Genomic DNA, 12914 nt, shown 5'->3' with positions numbered 1-12914 from the left:
CAGCCCCAAGCCTCTTCGCCCGGGGCCGCATCCTCGTCGGTGAGGATTGCTGATTCAGCTTGTAAGGGAACGAATTCCCTCATTCATGGTTCATGTTGCGCACCGCGATTGACAAGCGAATCCGGCCAAGTGTGACCGATTACACGTTGCTCGTTACTCCGTGTAACCAGTGCTGGCACTGTGCTCGCGCCAACGGTCAACCTCTGCGCGCATCGCTTCCTCCACAGCGTCGTAGGCATAAACGGCATCCGCTCCAAGCAACAGGAAAGCCGGGGTCTGCTCGGCTTCGACTGCGCTGATGATCACTTGGGCAGCCTTGTCCGGATCGCCCGGCTGGGTGCCGTGGACAGTGTCGTTTTCCTTACGGCGTTTCCCGGCCGTGTCAGCGTAGTCCGCGATTGCCTCGGCCGACTGGGTGAGCGAACGCCCGGCGAAGTCGGTTCGGAATCCACCCGGTTCCACGGCAGTGACGGAGATCCCCAACGGCTGGAGTTCTTTGTGCAGCGAACCCGAGATTCCCTCCAGGGCGGCCTTGGACGCAGAGTAGTACCCCGATCCGGGCGGGCAGATCCGGGCACCAATGGAGGAGATATTCACGATCGCGCCCGAGCGCGTGGAGCGCATGCCCGGGAGGACAGCCTTGATCATGGCGACGGGGCCGAACACGTTGGTGTCGAACAGTGCGCGGACGTCGGCGTCGTCGCCCTCTTCAATGGCTGCACGGTAACCGTAGCCGGCGTTGTTGACCAGGACGTCCACGCCGCCGAAACGCTCCGTTGCCTGCTGAACCGCCGCGTCCACCTGGGACTGATCGGTGACGTCGAGCGACACGGCGAGGGCCGTCGTCGGGAATTCCGTAGTCAGGTCCTGCAGCGAATCCGTGTTGCGGGCAGTGACGACGGCGTTATCGCCTTTTGCGAGGACCGCTTGGGCGAGGGCCCGGCCGAGTCCGGTGGAGCAGCCTGTGATGAGCCAGGTAGTCATGATGTTCCTTTTCCTAGGGGACCATTCCATTGGAACGCTACTCCTGGGAATGCGGGAGTGCCCGGCCTTCCGGGTATTGCCGGGGCCCCTCTTATGCCGCCGGGAGGATCTCGTTGTTGCTCAGGCCGAAAACCGGGCTCTGAGGGCAGGGACGGTGATCAGGTGCGTGCTGATAGTCTGCATCGGCCCACGGCGCTTCAGTTGTGTGGCTCAAGGGAATGGACCATCGGGGGAAACCGTGCCAAGAACAGACAGAAACAACAACGAGTGGCCGACTTGGATGAAAGTAGTCCAGTACACGCTGCTAGGGGCAGGGCTGGTGGCGACTCTTGCATTACCTATCTATCTGCTTCATTTGGCAACAAATGCCCTTGCAGACAACAAATCGCTGGCGGATCAGTACAGCGCCTGGTCTTCAGCGCTAGTGGCACTTGGCCCCTCCCTCTACACGACAAGTCTTCTGGCCATGTTCAGTAGGCTGCCTCTGTTTGCACGTATCGGATTTAGCCTCATTGCCCCCGCCCTAGCCGTTTACAGCTACGTTCAGTTGTGGCAAATCGGCAAGGATTTCTATATCCCCATGGTTTTGGGTATCGCAGGCGTTATTTACTGCGTTCTTGCCGACCTCTTCACTCCGGTTAGCCCGCCTAAGGCAAAGGCTTCCACAGCGGGTCTCGTCCCCACGTTGGTGACGTTGGCGGTCGCGTTCGTTTTCGCTGTCGTCCTCGGTGCGCGTGACAACCACTCCTCACGGAATCGGTGACGATTACAGCAGCCTACCTTCTTGATTCATGGTGAATCAGGAAGGTAGGCTGACAGCAGAAGAGGAGGTGTCGAATGATCACCATGGACAGCAATCTTGCTGCAATGCATCATGAGGCGCTGCAGCGTCAGGCTCGACAGCGGGTCGATTTGCTTGATGAGCTTCGGGCGGTTCGGAACGTCGCGAATCGGAACTTCAATCAGCGTGATATCGCCGAGATCCTTGTGACAAGCCAGGCCAAAGTGCACCGGTTGCTAAAGGCCATCGAACGCAGAGGCGGAGACCTGAGCCCCGATCCGGAGGAAGTGATCCTCCGCGCCTTCGCCTATGACACGTCCCGCGACAAACTTGTGGCTGATCTGAAAGCGTTCGCGTACTCCTTCGGCGAAGATGCACCATACCCGAACGAAGGTCGTGTGCCCGGGACGTGGGACCAAGTAGTGGTGGCCGTGGCCCAGGGTCTCCTCAGCGAAACCGAGTTCCAGGAGGTAAGGGCGGCAATTGGCCGTTGACCGGGACGACGTCCATTCCGCTCTTACCCAACTCTTTTCTCCAGGTGGTGCACTGGAAACGCCACCTTCAGAACTGGCCGTGCACTTCGATGACTTAGCTATAGCGCGCACCGCTAAGGCATACATGCGTCTTCAGGACGATGTGTCAACGGGCGGCCATGCGGTGGTAGTCACGCCTGGTCCGCCTGGTGCGGGAAAGTCGGAGGCAAGAGAGACGATGGCGCTTCAGAGGTATCGCGTCATCGACCCCGATGTGGCCAAAGATCTGCTCCTCAGGGATGCGGATGCCAATGGTCTGCTGGCATACAGGCACACTCACGTCCTGCCTGACGGAAAGCCCGTCGGCATACGGGAACTTGCCGCGCACATCCATTCAGCTTCTTCGCGGACCACGGATGTCGTACGGCGGTTGGCGTTGAGCGCAGGCGAGAACGTCGTCTTGGACGGAACCCTATCTTGGAGGCCACTCATCGATGTCTACATCAACGAGTTGTTCAGCGCAGGATACGAGGACCTGGAAGTAGTGAACGTTGAGGCTCCTCTGCATGTCGCAACTGAGCGCGCCAGAACACGATGGTGGCACGGGAGGCAACGTGATCTTGACCTCGGTGGGAGGTTCGTTGCCGAAAAGGTCATTCAGGGTTACTACGAAAATCACTCATGGCAATCTTCGTGCGCGGCCAACGCCTTGATTCTGGCCGAGCGCGCGGCAGACGAACTGGGTGCCGGTAAGCTAAGCCGGTTCGACGTAGATCCTGCAACAGGGGTTGTGACCTTGTCTTCTGAAACGGTTTTCAGGTAGCCATGCCACGGTCGATGTCGAACCAAAACCCCTGATGATTTTCAGAGACCGCAGAAGTTCGAACTCTGCAGCCATCGGGCATGTGCGGTGGGGCCTCCCTTATGCCGGCGGGAGCTCCAGCGTGTAGACCACCAGCTGCACCTTTGGCGCGGGGCGCTCCTTCTCGCGCTCGGGACGTCGAATATAGCCAAGGCGTCGGTAAAGGCGTTGGGACGCTTCATTGTCGACGGCGGTGTCCAGCACCACGCGCAGGGCACCCTGTGCGGCGGCCAAGCGGGCGGATTCGTCCAGGATTTTCTGGCCAAGGCCTGTCCTGCGCGCGTCCGGGTGCACAGCCAGCAACCGCAGCTCCACCTCGCCTTCCTCCGCCTGACGGCTGAGGCGTGAACCAAAGGGGAGGAGGCTCGCCGTGCCCACCAGACGCTTGGTTTCCAGGTCCTCGGCGACCAGCAGGAGTCCTTCGGCGGCCCGTGCAGAGGCGTCGAGCAAAAGCTCCAGCCGTTGTTCGTCCGGTTGGCGGGCGCCTGGGAGATGATGACCGAACCCTTCGTACGTCAGCCGCCCCACGGCGTCGTACTCCTCGGGGCGAGCCTGGCGGATCGCGTGGGTGGCGGTGGCGACGGTTGGTGTGGTGGTCATGGTTGTCCTTTCGGCTGCGGATCGAGTCCCAGATGCGATTTCAAGGTGGTGCCGGCGTACTCAGTGCGTGCGAGGCCGCGTTCCTGGAGCAGCGGAATGACGCCCGTGGTGAAGCGCTCCAGGTCCTGGGGGAGGAGCGAGAACATGAGGTTGAAACCGTCGGCTGCGCCCTCAGCGTGCCATCGCTCCAAGGAGTCGGCCACGTGCTGCGGGGTGCCGATGAAGTCGTGGTTCCGTTTGTCGCCAGTGAGGATTGAGTAGAGGTCCTTGAGCGTGACCTCGTCTTCACGCCCACTGATCTGTTCGCCGGCGGAACGGAAATCGGTCCGGGGTTGTGCGATGGTGGGGATCCCGGACTGGTTCACCGTGGCGTCCGCCCCGAGGCCCGTGAAGTCCAACTGGCCTGCGAAATACTCCTGCAGGAAGTCCAGGACCTGCTGATCCGTGATGAGGCTGTCCAGTTCCCGGATTCGTTCCAAGGCCTCGTCGCGGGTGTCCGCCACTACAGGGGAGATGGCTTGGTAGACGTAGAGTTCGTCGGGATTCCGGCCAAACGCCTTTGCTTGGGCCCTTACGGAATCGCGGTATTGCCTCGCCTGCGGAATGTCGGGATGGCTGGCGAAGAGGGCGTTGGCGAACCGGGCACCCAGCTGCTGGCCGGGCACCGAAGTGCCCGCCTGGGCCAGCAAAGGGGAATGCTGCGGTGATGGCCCAATGTTGAGCGGACCTGCAACCTTGAAGAACTCGCCCTTGTACTCAAGGCGGCGGAGTTTGTGGCGGTCGAAGAATCGGCCGTTGTCCTTGTCATAGAGGAAGGCGTCCGTGTCCCAGGAATTCCAGAGGCCTTGGGTCACCTCAACGAACTCTTCGGCGCGTCGGTACCGGAGGCTGTGGTCGAAGTGCTCATCGGCGCTGAAGTTGCCGGCCGTGCTGTTGGTGAGGTCGCGCGTGGTGACGATGTTCCAGCCGACGCGGCCACCGCTGATGTGGTCCGCGGTGAGGGCAGCCCGGGCAAAGTTGAAGGGCTCGTCATAAGAGGTGGAGGACGTGGCGATGAGGCCGATCCTGTTGGTGACCGCGCCAAGGGCCGTGACCAGGCCGATGGGGTCGAACCTGTTGAGGATGCCCGGGTTGGACGTCTCATCGATCGCCAGGGAATCGCCCAGGAAGATGGCGTCGAATTTCGCGTCCTCGGCTGTCCGGGCGAGCTTTACTTGGTGCTCAAAGTCGATGCTGGCCTGGGGAAAGGCCGTTTCGTGCCGCCAGGAAGCCAAATGGATGCCGGTGCCCACAAGGTAGGCAAAGAAATGGATCTGCTGGCGTTCACGGGTGAGTCTCTGGTTCATGGCCTGTTCCTGGGTGCCGTTAGGGTGCCCGCCGCGTGGCGGGCACCCTTGTGCGGCTACTTGGTCTTCTTGATGGCGTCTTCTTCGGCGGTCAGGACTTCCTGCAGCTTGGCAGCGGTCCAGTCAGCCTTGAACTGCAGGTTGCCGTCGTTGAGCTTGGTGACCGCAGCTTCGACTTCGGGCGTGTGATAGGCGTCCACAATCTTCTTCCACGTGGGATCATCCTTTCGGTCAGCCTTCACCACGAAGCCGTTGATGTACGGCGCCAGGGACTCAGAGTTGAGGTCTTCCTTGAAGATGATCTTGTCATCGCCAAGTCCGCCCTTCTGTGCCTGGGTGTTGTTAACAACCGCGGCTTCAGTGGTGCCCTTGAGCGCATTGACTGTCTGGTTGCTGTCCACCGGGACAACCTTGATCTTGCTTGACGTAATTTCGGCGGGCGTGGAGAGCGAGTTGCCGCCATCCTTGAGCTGCAGCAAGCCTGCCGTCTGAAGGTTGAGCAGGGCGCGCGCCTGGTTGGTGGGGTTGTTGGGGATGGCAACCTCGGCATCGGCCGGAAGCTCCTGCACGGACTTGAACTTCTCCGAGTACAACGCCAGCGGGTAGACGGCAGTAGCTCCGACTGGGACCAGTGTGCCGTTGCTGTTCACGTTGAACTGCGACAAGTACTTCAGGTGCTGGAACAGGTTGATGTCTACCTGTCCCTGCTGGGTTGCCGTGTTGATCTGGGCGCCGTCGGTGAAGTTCTTAACTTCGAGGTCGATGCCTTGGTCCTTGAGCTTGTTCTTCAGGATGGTCCAGTGTTGTTCGGCGCCGTCGTCGACGCCGATAACCACCTTGGTGTTCGCAGAGGTCGTGGAACCGCTTGACGCACCTCCGCAGGCCGAGAGCGATAGGGCGGCGATGAGGCCGACGGCGGCGACTAACAAGCGGTTCTTCATGATGCTTCTCCGTACAAAGGGTCTGATGCGAATGGAAAGGTACGGGGTGTTCCCCCTGCCTCACGCTAGGCAGGGTGACCGGTGGGAATCGAACGCTTTCGCAACACTCCGACGCGCGCCGTCAAGGAAAGAAACCGCAGGTCACAAGGGGTCACGGGGTTCGATCTGCAGGCTTGCGCGCTGTTGGAATGGGCATCCAAACAACCCCAAAGGAGGCTCCGGTGAGCGCGATCGTTTCGCTGCGCGGCGTCAGCAAACTGTTCCCGGTCCAAGGTGGCAACCGCGCCCAAGGAAGCAAACGCGCGGGCAACAGGACCACGGAGCCGGTACGCGCCGTCGACCATGTCACCTTGGACGTGGAGGAGGGGACCGTCGTGGGCATCGTCGGATACTCGGGAGCGGGCAAATCCACCCTCGTCCGGCTGCTCAACGGGCTGGAGCGTCGCACGGAGGGGCAGGTCTTCGTCAAAGGCCAGGACATCTCGTCCCTCCCGGAAAGCGAACTCCGGAAGGTTCGCGCCGGCATCGGCATGATCTTCCAACAGTTCAACCTCCTGAAGTCCCGCACCGTGTTCGGAAACGTCGCCTACCCGCTCAAGGTGGCCGGCTGGCCCAAGGACAAAATCAAGCCACGAGTGGACGAGCTCCTGGAGTTCGTGGGCATCGCTGACAAGGCGGGCTCCTACCCTCGGCGGCTTTCCGGCGGGCAGCAGCAACGCGTCGGCATCGCCCGCGCCCTGGCGAACGCTCCGGACATCCTTCTCGCCGACGAAGCCACCAGCGCACTGGACCCGGAAACCACCCGCGACGTCCTCCGTCTGCTCCGGCGTATCAACAAGGAACTTGGGACCACCGTTGTGGTTATTACCCACGAGATGCACGTGGTCCGGGAGATCTGCGACACCGTGGTGATGATGGAATCCGGCAAGGTGGTGGAAGCCGGGCCGACGTACTCCGTGTTCGCCAACCCGCAGAGCGACTCCACCCAGCGCTTCGTCTCCACAGCTGTCCACGGCACACCGGAACCGGACACTGTCAGCCGGCTAGCTGCCGCGCATCCGGGCCGGCTCGTCTCCATCGGCATCTCCGAGGCTGCGCCCACTCCCTTGGTTGCTGCCACTTTTGAACGCCACGGTGTCGGCTCCAGCGTCGTGTTCGGCGGTGTCACGGAGATCCAGAACAAGATCCTCGGCACCCTCACCTACGAACTCACGGGCAGCGACGACGCCATTGACGCCGCGCTCGCCGACCTAGCCGACGTCACCGCCGTCGAGCGCCAGACAGCCGCCGCCGATAGTGCCGTACCGCACCTGCCCGTCCCCGCGAACGCCGGAGAATAGCCATGACCGACTGGACAACCCTCCTGCCCGTCCTGGGCGAATCCTTCCAACAGACCATCTACATGGTGGTCATCACGGTCCTGCTCAGCGGTCTTGCCGGGCTCGCGTTGGGGGTCACGCTCTACGCCACCCGGCCGGGCAACCTGTTCGCCAACAAGGCCGTGTTCTCCTTCCTGAACTTCCTGGTCAACATCATCCGGCCCATCCCGTTCATCATCTTCATCACGGCCATCGCCCCGCTGACGCTGATTGTCATGGGAACCACCATCGGCACCACGGCCGCGATCCTGCCCATGGCGCTCATGGCCGGCGTCGTCATTGGGCGTGTGGTGGAACAAAACCTGGTCGCATCCGATCCCGGTGTTGTGGAAGCCGCCCGGGCCATGGGTGACAGCCGCCTGCACATCCTGTGGTCCGTGGTGATTCCCGAGTCGCTGGCGCCGCTGATCCTGGGCTACACGTTCATGATCATCGCCATCGTGGATATGTCCGCCATGGCCGGGTACATCGGCGGCGGTGGCTTGGGCAACTTCGCCATCATGTACGGCTACCAGCAGTTCAACTGGGAAGTCACCCTGGTGACCGTCCTCATCATCATCGTCATGGTGCAGGCCGCGCAGTTGCTGGGCAACTTCCTGGCCCAGCGCATCCTCCGCCGCTAACTCGTTTTAAGGGAGAACCACAGTGCCTATCGAATTCCTCGGCATGGGTGCCGGCAACGATTCCACCGAGACGTCGCCAGCCACGACGTCCTTCTTCGATCCCCAGTACGCTGCCCGTATCGCGAGGATCCATGAGGACAACAACTGGGACCACGTCCTGTTCGCTTACAACTCCACTACCCAAGACCCTTCAGTCCACGCAGCGTGGGTCGCCGCTCATACCGAGCGGATTCAGTTGCGGCTGGCGCACCGGCCCAACGTTTCCCACCCGACGTTCGCGGCGCGCTCCTTCCTGACGCTCGACCACATCGCCCAAGGCCGACTGACCGTGCACTTCATCACCGGCGGCAGCCAGGCGGACCAAGCCCGCGAAGGTGATTTCCTTGCCAAGGATGCCCGGTACGGCCGGACGCAGGAATATATGCAGATCGTCCGGCGGGCATGGTCCGGTGATTCGTTCAGTTGGGACAGTGAGCACTACCGGTTTGAAGACTTCGCTTCTGGTCTGGCGCCCTTTGCGGGGAAACGCCCGGGTATTTCCTTTGGCGGATCCTCCGAGGCTGCCTGGTCCGTGGGTGCCGCGGAGGCCGATATCTATGCGCTCTTCGGGGAGCCGTTGGCGGATGCTGCCGGGCAGCAGGAGCAGATCCTTGCTCGGGCCGCTGCCCTCGGACGCACTCATCCCCTGCGCTGGCAAATCGCCTTCCGGCCCATTGTTGGGCCAACTGATGAGCTCGCGTGGGAGAAAGCACACGCCATCCTGGGCACCTTCGAGGCGCGACGGTCGGCCGGCGAGGTGATTGATCCTGTCCGCCACTACAACCAGAAGCCCGAGGCCGCCGGCACCCAGCGACTCCTCGCTGCAGCCGAGCGCGGGGACCTCCACGACCGCGCGCTGTGGACGGCCCTCGCCAAAGCGGCAGGTGGCGGGGGAGGAAGCGCGACGGCGTTGGTTGGCTCCTACGACACCGTCACCCAGGCGATCCTGGACTACCACGACCTCGGATTCGAGATCTTCGGCCTCCGTGGCTACGACTTCGTCCCGGACGCCCTTGAGTTCGGGCAGCACGTTATTCCGCAGCTGAAGCAGGAAGTGGCGCATCGGGAGCAAGGCCGCACCGCCGAGGAGATCCGGGCAAGCCAAGCCGCCGCCCGCGCCCGCCTCCTCCGCCCGTGACCCTCGCTCACGTTCCGCCCGTTTGGGGCTGTCCCTCTCTCACGTTCCGCGGCTTTTCCCGATCCCTCTCTCACGTTCCGCCCTGTGAGAGAGGGTTTGGGGGTTTGGGGCGGTTTGGTGAGAGAGGGTTTGGGGTTTGGGGCGGTTTGGTGAGAGAGGGTTAGGGGACGGTGGCGGCGATTCGGCCATCAACCAGGACCGCGATGACCTCCTGCTCGGCCCGCTGCCCTTCTTCAGCTGTTTCCGGCGAACCTCGGCCCACGGATCTGTTCCCCGCAACTACAAGGCTTGCCGGGAGCCCCGCGGCAACCGTGCGGTGGGGGATGGCCGCGGTGAATGCCAAAGCGGCGGGCTCAACCGTTCCCAACGAACGCAGGGTCACCACTCCCACCACTTCACGCGGATGGACGGTTCCAAAGGTCTCGCCACGGTCCAGGACCAAGAACGCCGGATCGTCCGGCGCCATTTCCCGCCCATGAAGTTCGACGGCGGCCTCCGCCGCCGTAAGGCCGCTCGCCAGAAGCTGGACTCCGGCAGGCACGGTGGTGAGCAATGAACGGACGGTTCCTTCCGGCGTCGTGGGTTCCAGGAAGCCGAGTGAGATGAGCCAGTTGTCATCGAAGTAGGTGGAGAGATAATTCCGTCCGGAGTCGGGCAGGATCACCACGATGGTGTGTTGCTCGTCCAGGGTCGCGGCAAGGTTCAAAGCTGCTGCCAGGGCGGTGCCGCCGGTGGCACCGATCAAGAGGCCTTCCTCGCGGGCAGCACGGCGGGCGGTGAAGATGGCGTCGCGATCGCTGACGCTGATGTACTTGTCCACCAGTGCGGTGTCGAATGCTTCGGGCCAGATGTCCTCCGCCGATGCCGGGTGCAAGGGGTGACCGGCGCCTGCGGCTTATTTGAGCGATCCGTTGCCGCCGCCGTAGCGGGAGTGCTCGGGGTCTGCGGCAATGACCTGCACGCGTCCGTCGCTTGCTTGCTTCAGGAATCGCCCTGTCCCGGAGATGGTTCCGCCGGTCCCGACGCTCGCCACAAAGTGGGTGACCGACCCCTGGGTGTCGCTCCAGATCTCCGGCCCCGTGCTTTCCTGATGGGCTTGCGGGTTGGCCGGGTTGTCGTACTGCAACGCGAGCCAGGCCCCGGGAGTGGCGGCCGCGAAAGCTGCGGCCCGGTTGGCCAGATGACCGGGATCGGACCGCGGAACGAAGTCAGCCACCAGATGTACTTCGGCACCGAAGGCCCCCAGAAGCCGTACCTTATCCGCAGCAGTGGCGGCGGGTGCGAAGATCACCGAGCGGTAGCCCAACTGTGCAGCCACCAAGCTCAGACCGATGCCGGTGTTGCCGCTGGTGCCCTCCACCACAGTCCCGCCGGGGCCAAGGAGGCCGGCACTTTCTGCGGCGCGGATCATGGCCAGAGCGGCGCGGTCCTTCACGCTCCCGCCGATGTTCTGGAACTCGAGCTTCGCGTAGATGCGGGGCCGGGCACCGGCGCCAAGCCGCTTCAGCCGAAGCAGGGGAGTGCCGCCGATCGCATCCAGGACTGATTCATACACGGTCATGCCGCCCACGCTAGGACGCGGGTATTCCCTCGCAAAAAAGCGTTTCCCACCGCGTCCTTCCGTGACCGGAGCCATGCCGGGATTGCCCCAAAGAGTCACATAGGAGTCACCGGCGGTAACCCGGATTCACGCCCCTTAACCGGGTGACTTGCGATACCCAAAGCCAGCAGGAACACGCCTAGAGTCCACATCATGGGCCACGGAAACCACGCTAAACGTTCCGCTCTCTGGCTTTGCTTGGGCGCAGGGTTCATCACGCTCCTGGACCAGTCAATGTTCGTGCTGGCGGTACCGGCTATGTCTGCGTCACTGCACGCCGATTCCGGGTCCGTGCAGTGGATCCTGGCGAGCTACTCGCTGGCGTTCGGCGTCGCGCTGGTTCCCGCGGGCAGACTGGGCGACATCGTGGGACGGCGCACGCTCTTCATTGCGGGTATTGCTGTTTTCGGTGCATCCAGCTTGGTGGGTGGCCTGGCCACGGACCCGTCGCTGGTCATCATCGCCAGGCTCCTCCAAGGACTCGGCGCCGGCACCCTGAATCCGCAGGTGCTGGGTCTCCTGCAGGACATCTATTCCGGACACGACCGCGCGAAAGCGCTCGGTGCGTACGCTGCCGCCGGGGGTTCCGCTGCGGTCTGCGGACCGCTGCTCGGCGGAGTGGTCCTTTCCTTGGGCGACCCCTCGATCGGATGGAGGATCCTGTTCCTCGCCAACGTTCCCTTGGTGATGGTCCTGGTGCCGCTTGCCTTCCGGCTCCTCCCGAGGGCGGCCGGCAAACACCCCGACAACGGGACAGCGAAACCTTCCATCGACGTCCTGGGTGCCTTGCTGCTCGGCGGAGTGGTGATCGCCTCGCTCATTCCCACGATCTACGGTGCGGGCATCATTGCAGTGACATCGCTGGCGGTCGGTGCGGGGACGCTTCTGGCCTTCGCTGGCTGGGAGCTCCTTTATCAACGGCGCGGCCGAACCCCGTTGCTCAGTGCCTCCTTGGTGAAATCCAGGGGCTACGCCTTGGGTACGGTGGTGGCGCTCTGCCAGTTCGGCGTCGGTGCCGGAATGGCCGCCGTGACTGCCTTCTACTTCCTCTCCGGGGCGGGGATGGCGCCGTTGGCGGCCGCAGCGATCCTCGCGCCGCAAGCAGCAGGAATGCTGTTGGCGTCCAGCTTCAGTTGGCGCTTCCTGGCCCGATACGGTCGCGCCGGGATCGTCTACGCGCTGGTGGGCAGCCTGGCCTGCCTGATTGCCAAGGACCTCTTCGTGCAAGGGCTCGACGGCGGTACGGCGGCTCTGGCGGTGGCCGCCGTCGGACTTATCCAAGGTGTGGCAACAGGCCTTGTGGTGGCGCCAAACCAGACACTCACGCTTGCCCATGCGCCCGCAGGTGCCGCAGGAGTGGCTGCAGGCTTCTACCAGCTCAGCCAACGTTTCGCGGCGGCCCTGTGCTCAGCTGCGGCCGCAGGCATGTTCCTTCAAGCGCACGGAGCGGCCACCGGCCAAGCCTCCAAGGACGCCTTCCACCAAGGCATCGTGATGTGCTGCGTTTTGCTGGGGGTCGCACTGCTCGCCGGCGGACTCGACTGGCTTCGCGAGGGAAGGGACCGCAGAAACGCACGAGCCGCCGTCGTGGCTTCCGGAAAGGAAACCGCGACGACGGCGGCAGTGCAAACGCCGGAACGTCCGACGGCGGGAGGTACTCAGCGTTCGGAGGCCACCGAATCGGTGGACGCCTGAGCCGATTCGACAGGCGGGGCCGGTTCGACGGGCGGGGCGGTCGGCCCGGTGGTGGGGACGCCGGCGTCGCGCAGGGCCGGGAAGCCGCCGTCCACGTGGACGGCGTTGGCGTAGCCGAGGATCTGGAGCTTCTGCGCGACGGGACGTGAACCGTTGACGGAGCCGCAGAACACCACGATCTTCTGGTCCGTACCGCTGACCTGGGTCAGGCGGTGGGCGGACTCCGGGCTGAAGTCCTCCTCCACATGCTCGCGGTTGACCACCACGGCACCGGGGACGGCTCCGGTGCTGGCGCGGCCGCCTTCGCTGCGGACATCGATCAGCAGCGCGCCTTCTTCGATGAGTTTGGCCGCTTCCTGGGCGGTGATCAGCTGGGTATCCTGCACGTCGTTTTCCGGTACGGCGGTTTCGATGGACATGGTGCTCCCTTGGTTGGTGGTGGGTGGAAAATCG

At 63.3% G+C, this 12914-nt stretch carries 12 protein-coding genes and 1 pseudogene; 7 read left to right on the top strand and 6 right to left on the bottom strand.

The window, feature by feature from the left end; translation table 11 throughout:
- Positions 1-153: 153 nt before the first annotated feature.
- Positions 154-984 (bottom strand): oxidoreductase, encoded by an 831-nt coding sequence (locus tag ACNQOP_RS12375; RefSeq protein WP_416404616.1) that lies wholly within the window; start codon positions 982-984, stop codon positions 154-156.
- A gap of 466 nt (positions 985-1450) precedes the next feature.
- Between ACNQOP_RS12375 and ACNQOP_RS12370 the strand changes: the two genes are divergently transcribed.
- From ACNQOP_RS12370 to ACNQOP_RS12360, 3 genes are all read left to right on the top strand, one after another.
- The gene (locus ACNQOP_RS12370) at positions 1451-1747 is read left to right on the top strand and encodes a hypothetical protein (protein ID WP_416404615.1); all 297 of its coding nucleotides are present in this window, start codon (positions 1451-1453) and stop codon (positions 1745-1747) included.
- 74 nt (positions 1748-1821) lie between these two features.
- Positions 1822-2259 carry a hypothetical protein gene (locus ACNQOP_RS12365; protein ID WP_235517559.1) on the top strand — a complete coding sequence of 146 codons (438 nt, stop codon included), beginning with the start codon at positions 1822-1824 and terminating at the stop codon, positions 2257-2259.
- A 79-nt stretch (positions 2260-2338) separates the two neighbouring features.
- Positions 2339-3061, top strand: coding sequence for a zeta toxin family protein (locus tag ACNQOP_RS12360; protein ID WP_416404614.1), 723 nt, complete (start codon positions 2339-2341; stop codon positions 3059-3061).
- 99 nt (positions 3062-3160) lie between these two features.
- Here ACNQOP_RS12360 and ACNQOP_RS12355 read toward each other — a convergent pair whose 3' ends face one another.
- The 3 genes from ACNQOP_RS12355 to ACNQOP_RS12345 are packed head-to-tail and all read right to left on the bottom strand — an operon-like array spanning position 3161 to position 5987.
- Positions 3161-3700 (bottom strand): GNAT family N-acetyltransferase, encoded by a 540-nt coding sequence (locus ACNQOP_RS12355; RefSeq protein ID WP_416404613.1) that lies wholly within the window; start codon positions 3698-3700, stop codon positions 3161-3163.
- A complete protein-coding gene (locus ACNQOP_RS12350) occupies positions 3697-5046 on the bottom strand; it encodes an LLM class flavin-dependent oxidoreductase (protein WP_416404612.1) in 1350 nt (449 codons plus the stop codon). Before ACNQOP_RS12350 ends, ACNQOP_RS12355 begins: the two co-directional genes overlap by 4 nt.
- Positions 5047-5102: 56 nt before the next feature.
- On the bottom strand, positions 5103-5987 hold the full coding sequence (locus tag ACNQOP_RS12345; RefSeq protein WP_235517552.1) for a MetQ/NlpA family ABC transporter substrate-binding protein: 885 nt from the start codon (positions 5985-5987) through the stop codon (positions 5103-5105).
- A 221-nt stretch (positions 5988-6208) separates the two neighbouring features.
- Between ACNQOP_RS12345 and ACNQOP_RS12340 the strand changes: the two genes are divergently transcribed.
- From ACNQOP_RS12340 to ACNQOP_RS12330, 3 genes are read left to right on the top strand one after another with little or no spacing between them, the layout of a single operon-like run.
- Entirely contained in the window at positions 6209-7327 is a 1119-nt protein-coding gene (locus ACNQOP_RS12340) for a methionine ABC transporter ATP-binding protein (protein WP_416404611.1), read from the top strand.
- 2 nt (positions 7328-7329) lie between these two features.
- On the top strand, positions 7330-7989 hold the full coding sequence (locus ACNQOP_RS12335) for a methionine ABC transporter permease (RefSeq protein WP_144649471.1): 660 nt from the start codon (positions 7330-7332) through the stop codon (positions 7987-7989).
- Positions 7990-8011: 22 nt separating this feature from the next.
- Positions 8012-9166, top strand: coding sequence for an LLM class flavin-dependent oxidoreductase (locus ACNQOP_RS12330; RefSeq protein WP_284987704.1), 1155 nt, complete (start codon positions 8012-8014; stop codon positions 9164-9166).
- Between the two features lie 160 nt (positions 9167-9326).
- On the opposite strand, the pseudogene ACNQOP_RS12325 reads toward ACNQOP_RS12330, so the two are convergent.
- Positions 9327-10727 (bottom strand): annotated as a pseudogene (locus ACNQOP_RS12325) (PLP-dependent cysteine synthase family protein).
- 192 nt (positions 10728-10919) lie between these two features.
- Here ACNQOP_RS12325 and ACNQOP_RS12320 point away from each other — a divergent pair.
- Complete coding sequence (locus ACNQOP_RS12320) at positions 10920-12461, top strand: MFS transporter (protein WP_416404610.1); 1542 nt, start codon at positions 10920-10922, stop codon at positions 12459-12461.
- Here ACNQOP_RS12320 and ACNQOP_RS12315 read toward each other — a convergent pair.
- Positions 12425-12880 (bottom strand): rhodanese-like domain-containing protein, encoded by a 456-nt coding sequence (locus tag ACNQOP_RS12315; RefSeq protein WP_416404609.1) that lies wholly within the window; start codon positions 12878-12880, stop codon positions 12425-12427. The genes ACNQOP_RS12320 and ACNQOP_RS12315 overlap by 37 nt on opposite strands.
- Positions 12881-12914: the final 34 nt, after the last annotated feature.

Origin of the sequence: Arthrobacter sp. LFS091, assembly GCF_047977885.1 — a bacterium.
GTDB lineage: Bacteria > Actinomycetota > Actinomycetes > Actinomycetales > Micrococcaceae > Arthrobacter.
Note: the sequence above shows the minus strand (reverse complement) of the source record. Positions and strands in the feature narration are given on the sequence as shown.